Annotated in this window: 14 protein-coding genes; 4 read left to right on the top strand and 10 right to left on the bottom strand. The window is 38.1% G+C overall.

From position 1 onward, the window contains the following. Positions 1–17 precede the first annotated feature (17 nt). Entirely contained in the window at positions 18–1583 is a 1566-nt protein-coding gene (locus tag WC743_RS07940) for a glycoside hydrolase family 28 protein (protein WP_373011369.1), read from the bottom strand. A 58-nt stretch (positions 1584–1641) separates the two neighbouring features. Beyond that, positions 1642–4002 carry a BNR-4 repeat-containing protein gene (locus tag WC743_RS07935; protein ID WP_373011368.1) on the bottom strand — a complete coding sequence of 787 codons (2361 nt, stop codon included), beginning with the start codon at positions 4000–4002 and terminating at the stop codon, positions 1642–1644. Between the two features lie 274 nt (positions 4003–4276). Here WC743_RS07935 and WC743_RS07930 point away from each other — a divergent pair, with 274 nt between their 5' ends. Then, positions 4277–5053, top strand: coding sequence for a sialate O-acetylesterase (locus WC743_RS07930; protein WP_373011366.1), 777 nt, complete (start codon positions 4277–4279; stop codon positions 5051–5053). Positions 5054–5235: 182 nt separating this feature from the next. Here the strand turns inward: WC743_RS07930 and WC743_RS07925 are convergent, their stop codons facing one another. Then, positions 5236–5487 (bottom strand): Arm DNA-binding domain-containing protein, encoded by a 252-nt coding sequence (locus WC743_RS07925; protein WP_373011365.1) that lies wholly within the window; start codon positions 5485–5487, stop codon positions 5236–5238. Between the two features lie 1048 nt (positions 5488–6535). Here WC743_RS07925 and tcmP (WC743_RS07920) point away from each other — a divergent pair. Beyond that, positions 6536–7363, top strand: a complete 828-nt coding sequence (gene tcmP, locus WC743_RS07920; protein WP_373011364.1) for a three-Cys-motif partner protein TcmP — start codon at positions 6536–6538, stop codon at positions 7361–7363. A gap of 2 nt (positions 7364–7365) precedes the next feature. Here the strand turns inward: tcmP (WC743_RS07920) and WC743_RS07915 are convergent, their stop codons facing one another. From WC743_RS07915 to WC743_RS07895, 5 genes are all read right to left on the bottom strand, one after another. Then, the gene (locus WC743_RS07915) at positions 7366–8124 is read right to left on the bottom strand and encodes a DUF5131 family protein (protein WP_373011363.1); all 759 of its coding nucleotides are present in this window, start codon (positions 8122–8124) and stop codon (positions 7366–7368) included. 63 nt (positions 8125–8187) lie between these two features. Beyond that, complete coding sequence (tcmP, locus tag WC743_RS07910) at positions 8188–9306, bottom strand: three-Cys-motif partner protein TcmP (RefSeq protein WP_373011362.1); 1119 nt, start codon at positions 9304–9306, stop codon at positions 8188–8190. A 679-nt stretch (positions 9307–9985) separates the two neighbouring features. Continuing rightward, a complete protein-coding gene (locus WC743_RS07905) occupies positions 9986–13258 on the bottom strand; it encodes a DUF499 domain-containing protein (RefSeq protein ID WP_373011361.1) in 3273 nt (1090 codons plus the stop codon). Positions 13259–13268: 10 nt separating this feature from the next. Continuing rightward, the gene (locus WC743_RS07900; protein ID WP_373011360.1) at positions 13269–16298 is read right to left on the bottom strand and encodes a DUF1156 domain-containing protein; all 3030 of its coding nucleotides are present in this window, start codon (positions 16296–16298) and stop codon (positions 13269–13271) included. Next, entirely contained in the window at positions 16298–19732 is a 3435-nt protein-coding gene (locus WC743_RS07895; protein WP_373011359.1) for a helicase-related protein, read from the bottom strand. The genes WC743_RS07900 and WC743_RS07895 overlap by 1 nt, the downstream gene beginning before the upstream one ends. 208 nt (positions 19733–19940) lie before the next feature. On the opposite strand from WC743_RS07895, the gene WC743_RS07890 reads away from it, so the two are divergent. Then, on the top strand, positions 19941–20183 hold the full coding sequence (locus WC743_RS07890; RefSeq protein WP_373011358.1) for a hypothetical protein: 243 nt from the start codon (positions 19941–19943) through the stop codon (positions 20181–20183). 2 nt (positions 20184–20185) lie between these two features. Continuing rightward, complete coding sequence (locus WC743_RS07885) at positions 20186–21007, top strand: SOS response-associated peptidase (protein WP_373011357.1); 822 nt, start codon at positions 20186–20188, stop codon at positions 21005–21007. A gap of 15 nt (positions 21008–21022) precedes the next feature. Here the strand turns inward: WC743_RS07885 and WC743_RS07880 are convergent, their stop codons facing one another. Continuing rightward, entirely contained in the window at positions 21023–21259 is a 237-nt protein-coding gene (locus WC743_RS07880; RefSeq protein WP_373011355.1) for a hypothetical protein, read from the bottom strand. A gap of 118 nt (positions 21260–21377) precedes the next feature. Then, a complete protein-coding gene (locus tag WC743_RS07875; protein ID WP_373011354.1) occupies positions 21378–21503 on the bottom strand; it encodes a hypothetical protein in 126 nt (41 codons plus the stop codon). Between the last annotated feature and the right edge of the window lie 56 nt (positions 21504–21559).

Below are 21559 nucleotides of genomic sequence, written 5' to 3'. Positions count from 1 at the left end.
CTGTTTTGTTGGTTTGATCAGTTTGCAGGCAAAAGATTGTTTGCTGTGTTGATTACGGCAGGCTTATCCGGGCCCTGATAGATCCCTTTCAGTTTCCGAAAGTCATTATTGATTACCGTTACATCTTTAACCGTGCCTTCCATAAACAAATAAGGCAGCGCAACCGCTTGTGGTTTATTATTCCTGATGAAAACATCATTTACATTTTTGAGCCGGATAAATGCCATTGCGGCCGGATCTATCCGGGCCTGGAGATTATCGATAACAAGACCGGTTACTTCTTCAAAAAACAGAGCAGGGCGCACATCCTTTTGAATATAATCCAGCTGCAAATTGGAAAATTTAAGGTTCTTGACATACCGGCAATTAAAACCGTAAGCCGGCGTAATGCCATAATTTGAATATTCAGGATACGGCGCCGGTTTATCAGGCATAATTCTGTCGGCATCTTCTTTTTTACCGCCACCGGCAAACTGCATATAGATATTACTTAAGGTTACATTTTCTACCGGAAAGCCGGACTGCCCGGTGATGGTCATGCCAATTCGCTGATCGAGCGGGGCCTTGTGATAGTTGTCATCCACATCAGGGCGCCAGGAGCCAACACCATCGGCAATTACATTAGAGATGGTGATATTCCTTAATATCCCCGGTTTACTGCCCGATCGCTGGCCCAACTTAATAAAGATGCCGCCGTTAACGCGGTGCATCGTGATGTTGTTTACAACAATGCGGTCCATGGTACCGCCATCAACCATTTCAAAGGCTAAGCCGGATAAACGTGTATCATAGATCACACAATTGGAAACCGTAACGTCTTCAAAGCCGCCAACCCCGGTGGTGCCAAATTTGATTCCGTTAGATTCACTTTTGATAATGCAGTTGGTGATCACCAGGTTTTTCACCCCCATTTTCCCGTCGCTTTTAGGGCATATCCCATCATCACCGCAATCAAAAAAGCTATTGGACACCGTTACATTATGGCAGTCTACAATATCAAGCCCATCATTATTGGCAACAACCCGGCTCCTCACCTTGATATCATCAATGGTTGCCTGGGTACATTCTTCAATTTTCAATGTCCAGAAGGCGCTGTTCACCGCGGTGAACTCTTTCATCCGCACGCGGCTGCATTTCCGGAAATGGACCAGGTGCGGCCGGCCATCCAGGCCATTAAATTTATCACCGCCCTGGAACACTTTATTATCGCCGCTCCCGTCTATCTTCCCCGGGCCCAGAATAGCAATATTATCCTGCTCAAAAGCGTTGATCAGCGCGGATCTTTTGCCGGTGGGTACTGCTGTATATTGCGCCATATCTGCCACGCCTTTAAGTACAGCGCCCGCGCCCAGGTACAACTCTACATTGCTTTTTAAATAAAGTGTGCCCGATAAAAAGGTGCCGCTATTAAATACAACACGCCCGCCACCCGCTGACGAACAGCGGTCTATCGTCTGTTGAATAGATAGCGTATTAACCATCTGACCATCGTTTTTGGCGCCATTGTCTGCTACATTATAGATCTGCTGTGCACTAACATAATTGATAGAAAGTAAAAAGAGTATTATGGCAGGTAGCTTCATAAATAATTATTAATTGGTATTGTTTAAGACACCTACTTATAAAAATGAGGTGACAGCGTTATCGCATAAATTTCACGCTCTGAATTTCGTTTTCTATATTTAAAGTAGCTACCAATATGCCAGGTACCATCCGCGCGGCATATAATTTGACTTTATTGGCGCCTTTTTCAAGTTTGAGCATGGTATTTAGTATGGGTTTCCCATAAATATCAGTTACTCTTAAACCTGCGATAGTTGAAACAGGTGCATTTACCGCTATATTAACATAATTACCTTCCGAAGACCACGCTTTTAAGGAACTTGCAAGACTTTCATTAACGGTTATTACAGCAGATTTTTTTGATGTTCCGATAGAATCCACCTGATTTAATTGATAATAATTTGTTACAGAAAATGGGCTATGATCTGTATACGCATAATTTTGGGCGTGATTAGATTTTCCGGCGCTTCTGATGTTGGCAATGGATTGAAAATACTGGCCATCTTGTGAGCGTAGTACTTCAAAATAAGATTTGTTCTTTGATGAAGACGTTACCCAGTTTAATTTGACGTCCTGGGTTTGTTTCTTGCCGGAAAAAGAGAGCAGGCTTACATTTAATTCCTCCTCTGAAGCAGGATTTTGTTTTACAAACCGTACAGCGTCAGCAATTACGTATTGGTTATTCCCCTGATCGGTTAGCATAACCACACCATTACCAGTGGTAAGGGTTGTAAATGCATGTGTCCCCAAAAAAACCCATTTACCGCCGGGTAACGATTGGTCTACGTGATAGGTGGTATTTAAGCCGCTATGATAAACCACATACGTTGCATTTGTTGCACGGGTTGCCAGTCCATCGGGCGACCAAACATATACTGAATAATCGCCAGCTGCCGGGATAGTAGCCCGCCATTTAACATAGTTTGTGCCAGTGCCTCCTGAGGCCCTTACCCGATAATTAGTCCCATAATAATTCTGTACTGCTGTAGAAGTAGACCATGTTCCGGTTATTTCTGCAGATGTATTGTCCAAAATAAGTGAAGTATCGGCTGTTGGCTGAAAATCAATAACATGTATTTTAGTGGGTTGACCAGCTGTGGTATATTTTTCCTGAACCATTATAGAAAGTACGTTATCACTTTTCATTCTTTCTTTATCTATAGCTATTGTTTCCTCGGCATATTTCGCTGTTGGGTCGTACCGGTACAACATTGCCCAGTTAGTATAACCACTGGCAGCTGTAGCCGCCCATATATCTATTTTATCGCCGGTAATTGCGTATAATGTTTTATTTGCATCAGAAATAAAATTTACCCTATAGGTATTAAATGGTAATAAGGTGGCTGTCCAGTTGCCACTGGTATCGCGCATATGATGATAGAGTTTTGATTTTGTTCCGGCATCTGCCCAACTGGTTGAATTAGCCTCGGTTGCCAGCATATGTTTTTTAAAAACATGTACAACGCCGCCATTATCTACGTCCATAAATTCCTGATTGAGTAATCCATGCTGTTGGCCCAGCTTGTATACAATAGCTGCCGTGTCGGTAATTTTTATCAGGTCTGTACCTGTTGTTGCAAACGATACTTTGGAATTATTTTTCCATGTCCTTCCCTCATCGTCACTATAAGCATATAATATATCGTGCTGAGACTGTACGTCGCCGGTTTCACGCCAGCCGAACACCGTATGTAGGCGGTTGCTGCCATAATACCCGATACCATCTCTGTATGAATTTCTTGTCGGCCCATCTGTAATGGGGCCAATATAGGATCCGGTCTTTTCTGTAAAGAACCCCAAATCACTCCAGGTACCTGTTGAAGGTGAATACTCAAACAGGTCATCCCTACCTCCGCCGCTATCGCCTATTCTTAACACCAGCTGTAGTTTTCCAGATGGTGTTGTCATAAAAGCAGGATAAGTTACACTGGTTTGAGACGCAGATGTTCCGGGCAAGGTATTGACAACCGAACCGAACAAAGTGGTACTCCACGTATAACTACCCGGACTATTTGCCACTCCTGCACTTGAAACACGATATTTAAGTGTTGAAACATGATGATCAAACGTTAGATGGATTTTACCGTCTGTAGAAACCCCAAGTACAGGGATATTATGACAGTCCGCGAAGCTTTGTAAATAATCTGTAAATATTATTGTTTCCCAGGTGCCTGATGGCAATGCCTTCCGGCCAACGCAAACACGCAGATCTTTATTGTAATAGATAACATATTGATAGTTATTGTAGGTTGTTACAGCAGATTGACTAAAACTCTGAATACTGGGGTAATAGCCATATGCATTAGTTGAATAAACAAGAGCTTGATTATCAACTATGGAATCCTGAAGGAGCTTAATATCCTGAGAAAATGCTCTCACACCGGTCAGGAATACTACGAGGGCAAGAGCTGCCAATCTGAAAAGTAATTTTTTTTTCATGAGAATAATTTACTGGTTAATAATTGGGTTAACTAAATTGGTATCCTACATATTAAAAGATAGGCAACCATTAAAATCACTTTTAATGGTTGCTCAAACTGTTTCTTTTTGATTTATAGGTAATTGGTATACTCCTATGACACGTCAGTAAAGAGAATGGGTGACAAATTTTGCAAGAATAAAAATTGGGCATTACCCATAAATATGCTTTTGAAGGGGATGTTTTAATTATATATTTGGCCGATTATTGATCAGAAATTTAATATTATTCGAGATGCTTCCAAGATTTTTTTTGTTTTTATCGTTAGTTTTTTCGTGTCTTTTTACTTCGGCCCAGGAAAAACCAGATCCTGATTTTCACCTGTATATTTTAATTGGTCAATCCAATATGGCTGGCAGAGGAGTCATCACTGACGAGTTCAAATCTCAGGGGCATCCCGATCTTTACATGCTCAATCAACAAAAACTGTGGGTAATTGCTAAAAATCCCCTTCATTTTGACAAGCCTAAAATGGACGGTGTTGGGCCGGGCATGATGTTCGGAATTCAAATGGCTGAAGCCAATCCCACAAATAAGATAGGATTAATTCCTTGCGCCGTAGGAGGAACAGCAATTGAGAGCTGGGTGCCCGGAGGTTACGATAAGGCGACAAATACACACCCCTATGATGATGCCCTTATCCGCATAAAAGAGGCTATGAAATCGGGCCAAATTAAAGGGGTAATCTGGCATCAGGGAGAGGCAAATAGTAGTTTAGAAAAAGCAAAAATATATTTGACTCAATTAGCAGAGTTGATTGAAAGAATAAGAAAACTTACGGGAAACCCTAACCTTCCAGTTGTTGTAGGCGAACTTGGCAGATACAAAGAAAACTATCAATACATCAATCAGGAACTTGTCAAGCTGCCCACTACAGTGAAATTTACGGCAGTTGCTTCTTCGGAAGACCTTGTTCACAAAGGAGATCAAATACATTTTGACGGAACCTCAGCAAACGAAATGGGGAAACGAATGGCTGTCAAGATGATCGAACTTCAAAAGAAACAATAATCAGTGCGGGAAGGTGGGAACTGTATCGCGCCGATGCCTGAAGAATTAAAAAGGACAAGGTAGAAAAAGCGGCATGGGTACGACCAGGGAAACTCTTTATCCCGATAGAAACAAAAAAGGCCTTTATCGGGCCTTTTATTATTTTGAGTTTTTTAAAATTGCGACTTTTTCGCGTTCACTGGCTAATAATTGCTCGTAAAGCTTTTATTCTCTTCAAATACTTCAATTAGTTTATCAATTGGATTAAAAGTAGGTTCGCCCGTGCCAGTGATTTTTTGTGCAGATGTGTTCCATTTAGATGGAATGACTCGTCGTTTAGAGGAGATCTCAATGCGTTGTCCATCAATGGTAATGCGTAAATAAATAGGGGCTGTGCCATCGGCACTCAGTTTGGAGCTTTTTACGTAAAAAAGCAGAGAAAATGATTTGTTCATCACAGGTCACCTTTAAGTGGACAAAATTAGTTACTTCCTATGCTATAAATCAAAATGTTCGTCCATTGAACATGTTGATTTATAGATCTTTATAAGCTTTATGGTGACCTATTGAATCGGGTGCATATCAGGTCACCAGAACAATGCGATTTATTGAATATTTTGGGTAGGTATAAAAACAAAAAAAGCCTTAAATGCATCATTTAAGGCTTTTTTGAATTATTTGAGATATACTTGGCGGGGATAAAGGGAGCCGGTTAGAACACCTTTCTGTAATTTTGATGATTATTAAAGAAATTTTAGAAATCCATAATAAAAGCAATTAGCTAAACCTGTATTTGACTTTCCTATTCAAGCAAGTTCTATTTACTTGATTTTAAGGATGACATTTAGTATAAAAAACATACAGATAAGCCAGGTCAAATACTCAATAAAAAAAACAACAACATTTGGTTTATTACTGTAATTGAGTTTTCCAAAGTCTATTTTTAAGCCAAAAAAAACAAAAGTGGTGTAAAGGAAAGTTAATGGAAGTCCTTTGGACTTATTCCGCTCTACGTTTTCGTCGTCATCGCCGTTCATAACGCCATACACAAGTTGCTTACTGTCCCACTTTCTATAATTAAATCCCAAAAAAGCATTAATAAGCACGATAAGTGTGATTTAAAGCGGCAAAAAGGCATACTTGGTTCAAAAATTAACCATTCACGGTGCGAAAGCTCGAACCGCCAGGATCAATGAAATTATGTTAAGTATTGCCCTGATTAACAGAAAATAAAATGCACAAAAAACTGAACTAAAGCCGATTTCTGGGCCTTGTCCATTAAGGTGGGGCCTACTGTACATAAATCGACCATTTCCTTTCTAAATTGCGTTTAATAGATTTGTTCTTGATTTTCTTAAAGGGTATTTACAAAACCATCGTATATTAAAACAATTGAGGTTAATAGTAATTCTAAAATACGCTATCTACTTGATATCAAATAAAATAAGTATTTTTACACCTCAAATGTTTATCATTTAGAACCTACCCTCTTTTAACGACGCAATGAATAATAATTTTGGTGGAGATTGGACTAGTCAAAAAATAGAAATCGTTACATCCTATACGCAAGCTTACTTAACTGTGATGAAAAATCAGCCATTCAACTTAATTTATTTTGATGGATTTGCTGGTTCCGGAGATATTGAGCAAGATGAAAATATAATTCAAGGCGCTGCACTTCGCGTGTTAGCCATAGATGATCCAAAGCCTTTTGATTTATATTATTTTGTGGAACTTGTAAAAAAATATGCTGACAATCTGAAGGCTCAAATAAAATTAAAATTCCCAGAACGAAAATTTGTTGTAAGATCGGAAGATTGTAATGTCAAAATTAAGGACATGGCTGCGTATCTGAGAAAGCCGGAGCAGAATATGACCAAGGTTTTGGCCTTTATAGATCCAAAGGGAATGCAGGTAAAATGGGAGTCATTGGAAATATTAAGAGGGTTGGGGGTAGATATGTGGATACTGGTTCCTTTAGGAATGGGTGTAACCAGGTTATTAAAAAAAGATGGTAATATCAGTGATGCCTGGGTAAGTAAGTTACAGGTGTTTTTGGGCATGCAAGAAAGCGAAATCAGGAATTATTTTTATGCAGATGAGCTAATTAACTTATTTGGAGAAGCTGTGGCAGGGCAACGTTTAGACAATGCAATTGTACGAGCAGCAAAACTCTACCAGGAACGCCTTAATACTATTTTCAAATTTGTATCCCAACCATTTGTGATGAGAAATTCTAAGAACTCTCCCATGTACCATTTTTATCTGGCAACCAATAATACCACCGCACTTAAAATAGCCAATAGCGTAATTAAACCTAAATACCAATGAGATTATACAGCAACCGGTAACTCCCTGTATATTTTCCCATCAAGTTCACATCCGCCTTTAGCGTGACGGGGATGTAATTTGTCGATGGTCGGGTCATTTGCGTTGGCATTAAACTTAGGTTTTCCCCATTGTTTGAAAAAGAAAGGAACTTTCTTAATCTCACATTGTCGTCTTACTGATTCAATCCATTCATATTTTACGGGTCGAGCACCATGCCCTGATTCACCACCAACAATAACCCAATTTATCTTATCAAGCGGCAAGTTTTTGATATAGCCAAGTAACGGTTCCACAGACAAAAATTTAGTTTTAGCCGGAGTTTTACTTAATTCTGTAACTCGCTGAACATATTTTTCATTTTCTACAGATACCCCCATCCATATATTTGCTGTCCAATTTAGTTCATCCGCAATGGTTAATAATCTATCAGACCTTTTAGTTAAAACTTGATATGTATGCTGTGGGGTTGCATTCATTACTGAAAACACTGCCTTTATAAAATCTAAGGGTATTTCATCATGAAACAGGTCACTCATGGAATTAACAAAAACGACTTTAGGTTTTTTCCAGGTAAACGGAATATTTAATGATTCTGGATGAACTCTTATCTTAAAACCATCCTTATATTTTTCGACACCCATCGCCTTTAATCTTCTTGACATAACTTCTGCATAACAGAATTTACATCCTGGGCTAATCTTTTTACAGCCTGTAACCGGATTCCAGGTTAGTTCTGTCCATTCTATTGTTGATTCTGCCATAAGTTAAAATTTAAAACATTGCAATCAGGCAATGCTAATATAGTTAGTATTATTAACTATCCGTTATTTATTTACAATGTATATCAGCTTTTTTGGAACCTTATGTACGTTTTGATAGTTTACCAAAGGCGATGTACAATCGTATTTGATCGTTTTTTTTCGTTTCATTTCTTTAAGACATTCTGCCGCATGGGAACCCAAAAATCCCTCATTAATCGAAAATTCATAGAGGTCAAAATTATTACTGATCTCGCCATTTAAAATCTTGTTCCGAACTTTTTCCTGGAAAGTTTCAATTCGGCTCCTACCCCTGTCACCGGAAAACATGTTTATTTGATTTACCGTTGCGTGGTCAAAAATATCAAAATTTGCCTGACCATTTGTTTTATTTCGATCCCAGGCAATGGTAAGGAATTTGTCTACGGCCCGGGCATGAGAGGCTCCGAAAATAATACCATGTATATTTTTACCTTTTTTTAGAGAAAAGGGATATAGCCTAAATTTGGTTCTCACAGGTAATTTACGGCGCAACTGCTGGATAATATTGACGTGGATAAATTTATAAGGGTCTTTTTTGGCTTCTTCCATATCGATATCCAAGTGCATTTTGAATTCGTCAAGCTTACCGAAGCGCCAAAAATAAGATGATGAAATAAAGTACAGAAAATCTGTCTGTGCGGTCTTTTCCAATTCGAGGAAATAAGTTTCCGAAGTGAATTTGATCCCATTTTGGTCCAGGTAAACTAAAGCCGGGTATTTTTTTATCGTCGGCAATAATTGAGGGAATAAGGTTTCAAAATCTTCATTATGATACTTTATTTCCAGTACATGCCTTAAACTGGGATGTTTATCTAAATATTCTTCACATGAAGCCTTTAATAACTCGAATTTCTTCTGTTCCTTTTTACAGGGTTCAAATTCATTGAGGTAAATCTCAATTTTAACGTGGTTAGAAAATATCAACGGTCGCTGCTCTTCAATTTTTTGGAGGAGCCGGATCGGGCTGCCTGGAACACCTGATTTATCATAGCCTGTGCCTGCAAAGAAATCAAAAATGCAGATCATAGGCGGAGCCTGCATAATAAAAGTAGGTAGCCAAGCCTGGGCATAATCTTCAAATATCTCCAGCTTGGTTATCGTTTCTTCACCAAAGGGTTTGTTGTGTAAGTTAATTGCTGCCATGATTGAGGTTTACAGGCGATTGCCTTTAACAAATCTAACATTTCTGTCTTGCTAACCAAATAATAATGTGGAAGATAGGTTAAAACAGGGCCTATTTTTCGATTGACTCACTGTGTAAAGAAACACTATTAAACATACCTACTATTTATAGATCATCCCAGCATTTGCTTAACGTCATTGTTAATTTTAAAACGGTGTCTTTTATTTCATCTGAACTCATGTTACCCAAAATAACCGGGGCCATCGTAGTGAATCGATCAATTTTATTTAGCTAAGTTAACGACGTTTTTACAGTATTCGTAGTCCGAAACCGGGGCTTTTCAGTTTTCGCAGCCTGACCGCTTAAATTAATGGTCCTGGACAGTCGGGATGGTGCAACTAAGTCTTTTTGAAATTTTGCATGTTCACTAAGATTCCTCTATAATCTTTCGTTTCTTCGTTGAAATAACTTTTAGGTAGTTATTTTAATTACTTTTAAGCTTTAATAATTGATGGAAAAACCAACAGCAAAAAATATTATGTCCTCCATTCGTGACAACCGAAAAAGAGGATCAGTAGGACAATTTTTAATTGATAATATTCTACCGGAATCAGATCATTCCATCGCATTAATATGCCAACATTCTTAAATTCAATTTATGTTCAATTGGCATTGTTTCTCATCTAACCTTACATAAAACTATAATGTATCTTCCTCAAAATCCAACCCTAATTGCTTACTTGCCTCTTTTGCAGATTTATACTGTTGTTTACTTTCATCTAACGGGCTGCTATCATTCGATTTCACCTTAAATCTTACCTCTATATCAATTTTATTTCCGTTCATGGCGAATGGTGTTATAAAATAGTTGAATAGTTCTGTATATCGTTCTAATGGAACTTTACCCGAAATTGTAATGGATTTAAACTGTTTTACAGCGTCTGATATATTGGCGACGTTTGGTTGAATTGGTTGTGTCGCTCCTCCGCCTGATGGCACAGGATTTGTATTCCCGTCGTTAGTTTCTTTTAATGGATCTTCCGGCTTTGGTTTTAAAGACTTATCGATCAACCAATATGAAATATCAGCAGCGTCAAAAAATGGAACGTTTTCACTTAAGTAATATTTACTAAACGTCGTTCCGTCACCACTGGCTATGCAATAATGCCCTTCATAGCAATATTTGATAATACTTTTATTGATCGCCTCTAAACCTGTAATCATTGGTTTATCGTCAAATCGAATAAATGCTTCATATATATCTTTAGCTTTAATAGGTTGGGTTAAGGAAGGCAACAAATTATTGTTTCGTAAAACATTCAAGCCCACAGACTCCAACAGCCATTCTTCCTCTTTTAGTGCGCCAATTATATTGTAATTAACCTGATTCTCAAATGTGTCTTTAAATTGTTTAATTGTCAACAATTCAATACCGTTTTTAACAGAATATTTGGCCAATACTGAATAAGCCGCTGCTAATGAACCAATAGCTTGTTTTTCTGCCTCTTCCATTCGCTTCCGAACTTCTTGCTTTTGATCTTGCTCTAATTGTCCCTGATATTCGGAATAAATTTTCTGGCAAGCAAGATAATCCCTGACATCGGCATTAAGTTTTGATACCCCAACTTCGGAGCACAACAGAAACAATAGTGTATTTCTATAAATGCGTTCGCTGTTCCCCTTTTTTGTAGATAGTTTTTCAATAATTTCATTTGCTGATTTACTTACAGAATTACCTACAAGGAAATATTTGGGACTTAAGATTAGTAATGTGGGTTTAAGTTGTTCCGGAATATCTGCCGGTGAATCAACTAAAACATTAAAAAGTTGAATAGTTCTTTCCTTTTCTTTGATTTTTTTAATTATTTCCGCATCAATGTTTTCGTTTTTAATGTCCGATTTTGCTTGATTTATTAAAATGTTTATATTGGGTTTGGTATGGAACCAATATCTTTTTCCATTCCCGCCAGCCTGGGCATAGTATAAGTAATAAGCATCATTTTCCAATTCGTCCAATGCGCCATTTATACTATTATGGTTAAATCCCCCTGGTGTCAATAACTGTAATTTTATTTCGGGAACTGATATTCCTTTGTTTGACCCTTCATTGCCGAAAGAGTTCATTAGTATAACCGATGCGATGGATTTGGTTAGATTCCATTGCCCATATTCCTTTTTCTCAACATCAATTTTAAAGGCATTGGAAGATGATCCAGCAACGTCGGCAGTAATAACGGCATCGTAACCATTGCCATATAGCCTCTTTAACTGTCCACTCATGGCATCTAAATTGGCAAAGTTAACTTCGCCCGAGTGAATTAATAAATTGGCGCCCGGTAGCGTTTGCTGACGTTTCCACAAATCACTTACTATCGCTGCCAATAAGCGCAAAGCGCCCCTAGTACGCTGAAAGTCATGATGACTGGCCCAACGCACTCTAAAAATATCTATCAGTTCTGGATGAAAAGGATAGGCTTTCAGCATCCGTTGCTTATACTCCATTTTATTAGCATTGCTCGGCAATTCTGTCCACGAACTTTGATACAGCTCCAAGTATTTTGAAGACACAGCTTCTATCATTTGCGGACTGCCTATATCTTCAAATAGTCGCCTTCTGATAACTTCATATATTTCATCATCAGCAACTGGCTGTGTATCGGCACCAACCCGACTAACGCGTTTCTGCAGACTATTTAATATAGATTGTGCTTCCGGTGTATTACCGACTTCTTGCGGGCTTGCAGGTAACGTAATTACAGCAACGCAATTGTTTGTCGCGGCTACAGCTTCTGTGAGTTCTTGAACAAAACTTATTGTTTGATCTGCCAAACTACTATTACCCGTCATCCGTGCAGAAGCTTTAACGCAATAGTCCGCAAGCTCATCTATCAAAATTAAAGCTGGAGTACACTGTTCTAATACTTTCTTAAACAAGCCGGCGGGGGCAATTAATTGTTCGTCATTTTTGCGGATTATTTCATAGGCACTTACTCCGCCCAATTGATAAGCCAATTCTCCCCAAATGGTTTGAATGTGCAAATTTTCGGCGGTAGTTCTTCCGTTTGCCGGGTCATTTGTTGTGTTTGTAAAAACAGCGATCTTCGCTGAATCAAAGGTGGGGTTGCCGGTATATGCTAATAATTCCTGCGTGTATTGTGACTGAATGGCTTGTTTGCCCCATTTGCCTAAATGGTACAGTGATATTAATGTGTGCGTTTTACCACCACCAAAACCTGTTTGAAGTGATATTACACGATTTTCTGCATCTTCATTGCCATTTAAGCCACTGATAACCGTTTTTGCTATGCTTTTTAATCCCGCGGTAAAGAACGTTTTGGAAAAGAATACAACCGGATTATTATAAATTTCGCGCCCTGTATTCAATGCTACCTCTGCAAGATTGGCAGCAAACACGGATTCATCCAATCGTCCCTGGCGAATATCCATATGCGGAGTTACAACTCTAAACCAAGGTTCCAAATCTCCAGATTGCTTGACTGGGGCAATAGGATGTATTGTTGCCTTTAATTCCTGCAATCCCGCCAGTTCGGTTTCAAGTTCATCCATATTTAACGATTTCGCTATACTTTTCATTTGAATGAACGTTTCAACAAATTCATCTACCGAAATTTCTTGAAAATGAGCTAATTTATTTCTCGTGTCATATATGGTTTCCAATCGAGTAGCAAGTTTATTGATGTCTTTTCCAAAATCCACTTTCAGCAAATCTTTGTATCTCAACGAAAAGGCTTTTAGATAAGGGTAATCTATCAATGTCTCTGGTGATGAGCCTGCTCTTAAGCCGAGATTCCAACTGTCTTTCTGGCCTGGATATAATGCTTCTACAAATAATGCAGGCCATTTATCACCAGCTTCTGTTTGTAAAACACTTACTACGTATGGTCGAAACGCCTCTATGAATAAACCAAATGCCTTAAATAAATTATCTTGTTGCTGCTGTGCTATTGCCATTTTTACTTTTTTATTTTAATTCAAGAGCGGTTTGTTCAGGCTTATCCTTAACTAATATCTGGCTCTCCCTTATTAAACTGTCTTTATTAGTAAGCAATCCTAAAGCTTGCTTCTGGTCATCAGAACCGGGCGATAAAATTTCACAAAGAGAAGTAACCACCCTCCAAAAGCTACCTTCCGGTTGCGCCGCAGTTCTTTCAATGTATTGCAGTAACAAGCTTCTGTTAGTACCTTTGTATAAGGCCATTGCTCTATGTACCTGATCAATTAAAAAACTATTTGACCTTTCACCCAAATTTTTATTGAAACTTAACCTTTGTGTAAAATCTCCAAGAGTTTGTTTATTACCATTCTTTATCAGAATATGGTTATTGAATAAATCAGCCACATTGATATTCAATCCCACACGACTAAATTTTGCAGCATCATCAAAATCGCTTATAGAAAATCCATACAATTGTAACCATCCAATATAGAATTTGGTAAAATCATCTCCATCAAAGCCTTTAAGTAAAGCATTAAATGCACTTTCCCTCGCCATCTCTAATAAATCTGCCACAGTAACCTCGCTGCCGTCTGCTTTCTCTACTTTTTCATATTTACCAAATTCACTAACCGCTTGACCGAAGCAAGCAGTTAATAAATCCGCACCTCTGAAACCAAGACTATATAATTCATGGACTTCTTTTGCAACTGTTTTTTCAATTTCTTTTTTCACCATTTTGAAATCGCCAAAACCTTGTCTTTGTGAAGGTCGACAGGCAACTGTAACCGAAGAGGAAAGAAAGGCTTTATCAGTTTTCAGCGCACCAGTTAATTCGGTATCATTTGCCCAACTACCTGTTATATTCATTCTTGATCCAAGAATTGAATTACATAATGTTGTCCAAGCCTCAGTACTTTGATGTGCAAACATGATACTAACGATATCAGAAGTTTGATGTTCAATAGCATCAAAAACTTGCATTAGCTTATTTTCAAAATGATTCTTAGCTTTTGTTATATCTTCATCAAAGTGGTGTTTAAGTGCGGTGCATTCTTCGGACTTTGGAGTCTGTGGAGTTGAGAAATTGAGCGGATAAATCGAGCCTATTGACCTTTTTAACCAAATATAATAGAAGTCAGAAATATCCGCATAGGCAATGGCATCATAATATGGAGGATCGGTAATAACAGCATCAATAAATTTATTTTCAAATTGACTTTTATCTCCACTTGATGCATTATTGCAAATACTACTATTAAAGTTAGGAGATTCATTTTGGATGAAAAGTGAAATCCAATATGCTGTGTCAATCGAAAATGGCGTTTGTTCAGGATAATCAAAAACCATCTGAATAGCTTGTTTACTAAATGGATCAACAATAGTTTCCCTTCCAATGTCGATAATACCAAAGGAGGTTTGCCTACTTGCAATCTTATCAATAATTAGAGCTAAATATGTAATAATCGCATCCCAATACAATTTATCTTCATCAATACTTAAAGATTCTAAGTATTTCAAACCATCAACTAAAGCATTAAGTGCTACTAATTGGCGCTTTGTAAAAATATCGCCCCAATTGTTAAAACCCCAAAGGCAAAACGCCATAGCTTTTGTGTATGTTACAGGTAACGATTCCTTAGGTCGATTTTTAGGCTCCGGAATTTGGTTAAGAATGTCGATATCCAATTGATTAGGTAACCTGTATTCCTTTCCTTTTTTTCCTTCATAAATTACCGCGATTAGCCTTTCCTTTGGATTACCGTTAACAAATTGCTCTTTTAAAATTTTGTTTTCCGTTGTATTGCCACAACATGGGCAAACTAGATTACCCCTTGCAACCCAGCCATTTCCATCAATAACTCCAGATTTTATTTCAAAATTAATCGTTGAATTTTCAATTATAGGTTTTAAGTGAATTTGTTTATTTTTTGTATTGCATAAATAAAATTGTTTTAACAACGGGACTTCTGCTCTACAGCTTGGGTTGGCGCAAATTCCGACTCTCGTCCAATAGTAGGCAATAATTTTTTCATTTGGGTTGCTCTTGGGATATAAGTAGCCGATTTCATTCTCGACATTTAATAATAGTTTACTTGCATAAAACTCAACATCAAAAGCAAGTCTATTTTCAATCCTTACCGAGATCGCCTCTCCATCTCTAATTTCCTTGTTTTCCAATAATTGACTTTCCCAAATTCTTTCACCATATAATTTTATGAATTCTTGTTTATCATAAACTATAGGTTTACCATACTTTTGAGGGAATTCTAAACTCGCTTTTTGTATAATATGTGCTACAGGATTAATATCATTGCCATAACTGCGACAACCCAGTCTTGAAGCTTCTAAAGGTATCGCGCCTCCTCCTGCAAATGGGTCAAAAACCTTTGGCATCCTATTCAAAAAGAAATTGATAGCGTCTCTTAAAAACAACTCTTTTTCCTTAACCGGATCTGTCAGCCTTTGTCTATTAATCGATGAATACAAGTTGAGTTCTGCGGATTTAATGGCAGCAAAAGCAGCATCGTACTCCATTAATAAATCAGTGACATTTGACTTTTTTATTGAATTGTAGGCCACCCATATTAATTTTCTGGCTATAGTTAATACAGTTTCATTATTTTTATTTTCCCATTTTATTAGGCTATATTCTGTCAAAACTTCTTTTGAGGCAGTCTTTTCCCCCAGTTTACAATATTTTTCAGAAAATTTACCAATAAACATCAATAACCTATTTCGTAGATTATCGTCCATTTTATCAACAGCCGCTGTATATGGTATATCGTCGTAAGGCCTGTAGATGTCAACTATATTTGCGCCTTTTCCAATCAATAGTTCAACAGCATCTTTAAAAATTTGGGGACAATTTTCATCTAATGGATCCGGTATTAAGCTTGCAAATATGACAGCACGACAGACAGGCAATGGTCTACGTGCCCACCATTTATGCAAAGAAGATATATGACCGTGTTGAATCCGGCCATCTCTCACACTTTCAGCCGATATTTCTTTTATCGGCATTGCTACTTCTATAAGTTTTTTTGGTTGCCCCATTAATTTATTACTTTATTTTCCCATTCTGCCATAGGCAAAAAGTATTGTATTCCCTTTGTTTTTAATTCAAAATTCAATTGTTTTGCAGGGTTTTGTATTCGATATATTTCAGGAGTATTTTTACAATTCATTATTATATATAACCAGGCGGCATCGCCCAATTGCGCTAAACGATTCATTTCATTTTCACTCAACATTACACTCCCATCGGCCCCACTTCTTCCTTTTACTTCAATATATCGCTTTAAATCTTCCGGACTAATGCTCCTAATATCATAGCCCTCATTATTTGCTGAAACATCTTGTGGTTTCCACCCTTGTTCTTCTTCAAATTCCATAGCTTTTTGCATAGCAATGGCTTCGGCTTCGTCATCACGGCTCATGCCATAATGGCCCAAGTATTCAATTTTCGACAAAGGTACAACATATGCGCAACCTAATATCTCAGGCTCCTTTGGACTCAATTGCTCCATCAGCGCTAAACTTTCCAACCTAAGTGTCTTTTTCTCGATTTTATCGTCAATGTGTTTCTGTAATTTAGAAATCTTTTCCTGCACTTTAACATCGCCTATTAGTACTTTGCCCTGTAGTTCCTGCATTTGTTTTTGCAAATCCAATATCACTTGGGTAAAAGCAGACTCGAGATATTTTTTACGATCAGCCGAGTCTTTTTTGACATGGGTTTTCGTATCTTCAAATTGCTGGATAGTTATATTCTCGAAGCTCCACTGCACTACATCGTTATTATTTACCACTGCAGGCAATTCAATAGGCTTGGTAAAATCAGCCGGGGCATGTAAGTCGATAAACTTAGCAGGCGATGTTACATGAAATGTACCGTCTCTTGTTTGAAAGACCATAACTAACCGTTCGTCGGCAATACTATCTTCTTTCTTACTTTCCCTATTGTCAACAATTTGAGATTTGACAAAAAAAGCGAAGTAATCTTCAGAATCGTCCGGCGAAATCAGTATTGTTCCTTTCAACATATCCTCACGGTATTGATGTCGAACCACTTTTATTAAGCTATCAAAAACGGGGTTACCAGGGTTTATATAATGAACCTTCCCCAAATCGCCAACATTCTGATAATCTAAAAAAACTTGTTTGTCAAAGCAGAATTGAATTTGTCTTATGTTATCTGCATAGATTGTATAATCCTTCCGCAAGGTTGCTGATATTAAATCAGGTAATTTGTCAATTCGGTAAATAGATGGTCTTAATTCTGTAAAGTCACCACCTATATGCTTAAATGCTTTTTCAAAAAACAATCGAATGTAAATTGGTTGAAGCCGTTTTTCATCCGAATTCTCTTTGAGAATACGGGCATCCTTGTAATCAACAACGCTGTGCGCTAATTTTTCCTTTTGCTCTTTTATTTTTTCAGAAAATTTCAGCTTTAAGATTTCGTTATCCTGCGCCAAAAATTCATCCAAAGCAGATTCTTTTCCATTAAAAACTGAGTTTATGACAGCATCAAGGCTAACGTTTTCTAAGACGTCCTGTATTACGTCATAAACCCGGTCATCACCCATTCCTTCCCGAATAATGTCCAATTTGGTGAGCAGCCTTTCTAACACTTTACCCTCCTTAGTATTACTCGCCACCATGTTAAACACCAATACATCCGCTTTCTGGCCATACCTATGAATACGTCCCATACGTTGTTCTAAACGGTTAGGATTCCAGGGTATGTCCCAATTAATTAACAGGCGGCAAAATTGCAGATTTATACCTTCACCAGCGGCATCAGTGGCAATCAAAATTTGCGTATCGGATTTGGCAAAATCAGCTTGTGCTTTTCTGCGTTCATCAACTTGCTTGCCACCATGAATGGTAGCCACGTTGTAGCCTCCACTTTTACTTAATCTGTCTTCAAGGTAAATTAATGTATCCTTATGTTCAGTGAATATTACAAGTTTCTCTCCGTGTTCTAACACACCATTTGATTTCAACAAATCCTGTAATTGCTGAAATTTCTTTTCTTCCTGTTTGCGGTTATAAAGTATTTCCGCCATTTCGAACAGCCTTTTAACTTCTCTTGCTTCCTGGTGAAGTTCTTGCGGATTTTTGGCAGTAGTAAATAATCTGAACTTTTTAGGGTCAGATAAGATACCTTCTAACGCCTCTCTTTCGTCATCTTCTAAATCTTCAAAATCATCAATGTCGTTTATTTGATTAAAAGCTGCATCCATTTTATGCCGCTGGCTCCAAAGATTTGGATTTAATGCTAAATCATCTACAATACTCTGTAGTGCTTTCCATCTACGTTCGAGTGTGTTTTTTATAGCATAAATAGAACTTACCAGTCGGCGTTGCATTACAGTGAGAGCTAATGAAACGTGGATGTTTTTGGATTCGGAAGCTTCTTCCTTTTTTGTCGTCAGATATTTAGTTACCGCATCATATAAGTCTTTTTCCTCGGGGGTTAGCTGGTATGCTACTGTTTTTGTAAAGCGTTCTTTAAATAATGGCATTCCTTTCCAATCCTTCATATCTTCCTTTAAACGGCGTATAAAGAACTTATTGATACCATTATGTTCAAACTCCTTAATCCTGGTCGATGCAATTTCATCGGTTGCAAAAATATCGGGATCTAATAGTTGAAGGAGTTTTTTAAATGTATCGGTGCGACCACGGTGAGGCGTAGCAGTAAGCAATAAAATGTGCTCACATTGTCGAGATAAAACTTCTGCAGCCTTATAACGCTGTGACAAATATTGCTTTGCGCCATAATCATAAGCAGAAAGCTTATGGCACTCATCAAATACAATCAAATCCCAATGATTATTACTTGCAGTATTTAATACATCTTCCCTTGAAATAAAATCAATTGAAGTGACAATTCGTTTTTCGGATTGAAAAACATTTGGGTCTGATGCAAACCGGGCTCGATTTACAAGCGTAAAGTTTATATTGAATTTTACGCCCATTTCGTCCTCTTGCCATTGTTTAGTTAAGCCGCCCGGAGTTATTATTAATATTCTTTCAGATAGTCCACGCATCATTAGCTCTTTTATTAGCAAGCCGGTCATGATTGTTTTACCAGCGCCGGTATCATCAGCTAAAAGGAAACGGATTTTTGGCAAGGGTAATAAAAACTTGTAAACAGCTTCAACCTGGTGAGGCAACGGGTCCACAATGCTACAATTAACTGCAAATAACGGGTCAAACTGGTAAGCTGAATTAATACGCTCGGCCTCTGCAAACAAAGCAAACTTATTGGGATCTCCTTTAAAATTGAAAGTGCCTTCTTCTGTGAGTATTTCTAATCGGTCAAAATCCTCGATAGAAATAACTTTTGAATTAGCGCGATTAGAATTTACGCCAGTAAATTTCAACGAAACCATATTTCCCAATGGTTGAATTCTATCAATGGTTACAGCTTCAGATGGAATCAGGTTCTTTACAATTTGACCGGCTTTTACAGGCATAGGGTAATCGAAAAATTAGGGATTGAATTAATCGTCTAATATAAGATAAGCGACGGGAACAATGATAGTAATATTAGAGTTTTTGCCAGGATTTGTATCCTCGACTGATTTGACTTGAAAAATGATTTTTAATCGTCATGTATTAACGTCCTTTGAAATCCTCGTCTTGAGATTATTTTGTAATTTTATGTTTAAATGCAAACTGACGATGGAATCCGGTGACCAATTTGAGATTAAGCTAAATGACCTGACTATGCAGGTGGGCTATCATATCATTAACAATGATGAAGTATTTCATATTGTTTTTTCAGATGGCCGCCCCGAACTGGTTTTGCACGAAGCACTGACGGGTGGCAGACCCTTTTGGACATCTATACCACAGGCGCAGCATCGGCTGAAGGAAGTGGAGTTTTTTGGTGCAAGAATTGCAGAGTATTTAAAAAATAATTAGCTATGTGTTATTACAACGGACAAAAGGTATCGAGAGCGGAATTTATCAAATTACTGCAACTGGAAAAAGCGGTAAAGAATTATGATTTTTTGAACCGTGCGGTACATAATGGTTTTGCTTATAGCCCGGTGGCTGTATTGCAACGCAACGAAGCAGAAACCAACTTTGACATTGTACAGATGGAATGGGGATTTCTGCCCACTTATCTGAAAGATAGGGATGCCGTTGCCAAATTCAGGAACGGTTATAAAGATGAGCAGGGAAAGTGGCATATCGGCTACACTACCTTAAATGCTAAAGCGGAAAATTTGTTTATCAATGAAAAAGGTAATGCCTCGCTTTATGCAGATGCAGCCAAGAAACGCAGGTGCCTGCTGTTATCTACAGGCTTTTATGAATGGCGGCACGTTTTCCCACTGAACAAAAAAACAGGCCAGCCACTAAAAACGTCATTGAAATACCCTTACTATATTTCGCTGAAAGATCATGAATATTTTTACATGGCGGGTGTTTGGCAGGAATGGACAGATAAGGAAACTGGTGAAACGGTAAAAACAATCGCCAACATTACCGCGCCCGCAAACACTTTAATGGAACAGGTTCATAACTCTAAAAAGCGGATGCCGACCATTTTAAACGATGACCTGGCTTATGAGTGGATGTTTGGCGATCTGAGCGATGAACGTATAACGGAAATTGCAATGACCCAATACCCGGCCAAACAAATGGATGCTTGTACCATTGCAAAGGAATTTCTCAGCACTTTAGAACCGGCAACACCTTTTATTTATGAGGATCTGCCTGCTTTGGAATATGCCATTTAACCATTGGGCATTACTTTATAAATGGTACCACTCGATCTTATCAATAATTTGGTTGATCATTTCTTTTTTCACTTCACCTGGATTTTGACAGGTGCGAAAAGTATCACCGTCAGGTTCCAGGCTTAATATCAATTGACCAAGCCGATATACTTCAAACTTACATTTACCATCTTCGTGATGCACGAAATCCTTTACGATCAAGGTTTGTAAGTCCCCTCCGTGCCCCAAAGTTATTTCAAAAACATCTTCCATTGTGGTAAGCATACGGGCTACATAGTCAAATGTATCGTCATTACAGCAACTGGGAATCCAATGGGCTGAGCCAGATTAGTTACTGCAAGTCAGCAGGGCTATCTTTTGCCAAATTCAATTATTGGTTACGTAAGCTCCGCCGGGGCGTTGAGCCTACATCTACTGAAGCTTTGGTTTTTTTTTCTGTAGAAGTCAACCCATCCAGTACGCCTGTTTTTGAGATCAGCCATAATAATGACCTCATGCCACACCGATGGAAAAACACCCAGGAATAACTCATGGAGGGTCTAGACCGCATGC

Origin of the sequence: Mucilaginibacter sp. (genome assembly GCF_041660805.1) — a bacterium.
Lineage (GTDB): Bacteria > Bacteroidota > Bacteroidia > Sphingobacteriales > Sphingobacteriaceae > Mucilaginibacter.
Note: the sequence above shows the minus strand (reverse complement) of the source record. Positions and strands in the feature narration are given on the sequence as shown.

What these genes read in the sequence shown, in the direction of transcription:
- WC743_RS07925 (WP_373011365.1), bottom strand. Translation starts at nt 5,487, where the DNA reads ATGAACAAATCATTTTCTCTGCTTTTTTACGTAAAAAGCTCCAAACTG.
- WC743_RS07875 (WP_373011354.1), bottom strand. Translation starts at nt 21,503, where the DNA reads ATGAGGTCATTATTATGGCTGATCTCAAAAACAGGCGTACTGGATGGG.
- WC743_RS07935 (WP_373011368.1), bottom strand. Translation starts at nt 4,002, where the DNA reads ATGAAAAAAAAATTACTTTTCAGATTGGCAGCTCTTGCCCTCGTAGTA.
- WC743_RS07880 (WP_373011355.1), bottom strand. Translation starts at nt 21,259, where the DNA reads ATGGAAGATGTTTTTGAAATAACTTTGGGGCACGGAGGGGACTTACAA.
- tcmP (WP_373011364.1), top strand. Translation starts at nt 6,536, where the DNA reads ATGAATAATAATTTTGGTGGAGATTGGACTAGTCAAAAAATAGAAATC.
- WC743_RS07895 (WP_373011359.1), bottom strand. Translation starts at nt 19,732, where the DNA reads ATGCCTGTAAAAGCCGGTCAAATTGTAAAGAACCTGATTCCATCTGAA.
- WC743_RS07890 (WP_373011358.1), top strand. Translation starts at nt 19,941, where the DNA reads ATGGAATCCGGTGACCAATTTGAGATTAAGCTAAATGACCTGACTATG.
- WC743_RS07915 (WP_373011363.1), bottom strand. Translation starts at nt 8,124, where the DNA reads ATGGCAGAATCAACAATAGAATGGACAGAACTAACCTGGAATCCGGTT.
- WC743_RS07930 (WP_373011366.1), top strand. Translation starts at nt 4,277, where the DNA reads ATGCTTCCAAGATTTTTTTTGTTTTTATCGTTAGTTTTTTCGTGTCTT.
- WC743_RS07900 (WP_373011360.1), bottom strand. Translation starts at nt 16,298, where the DNA reads ATGGGGCAACCAAAAAAACTTATAGAAGTAGCAATGCCGATAAAAGAA.
- WC743_RS07940 (WP_373011369.1), bottom strand. Translation starts at nt 1,583, where the DNA reads ATGAAGCTACCTGCCATAATACTCTTTTTACTTTCTATCAATTATGTT.
- WC743_RS07885 (WP_373011357.1), top strand. Translation starts at nt 20,186, where the DNA reads ATGTGTTATTACAACGGACAAAAGGTATCGAGAGCGGAATTTATCAAA.
- WC743_RS07905 (WP_373011361.1), bottom strand. Translation starts at nt 13,258, where the DNA reads ATGGCAATAGCACAGCAGCAACAAGATAATTTATTTAAGGCATTTGGT.
- tcmP (WP_373011362.1), bottom strand. Translation starts at nt 9,306, where the DNA reads ATGGCAGCAATTAACTTACACAACAAACCCTTTGGTGAAGAAACGATA.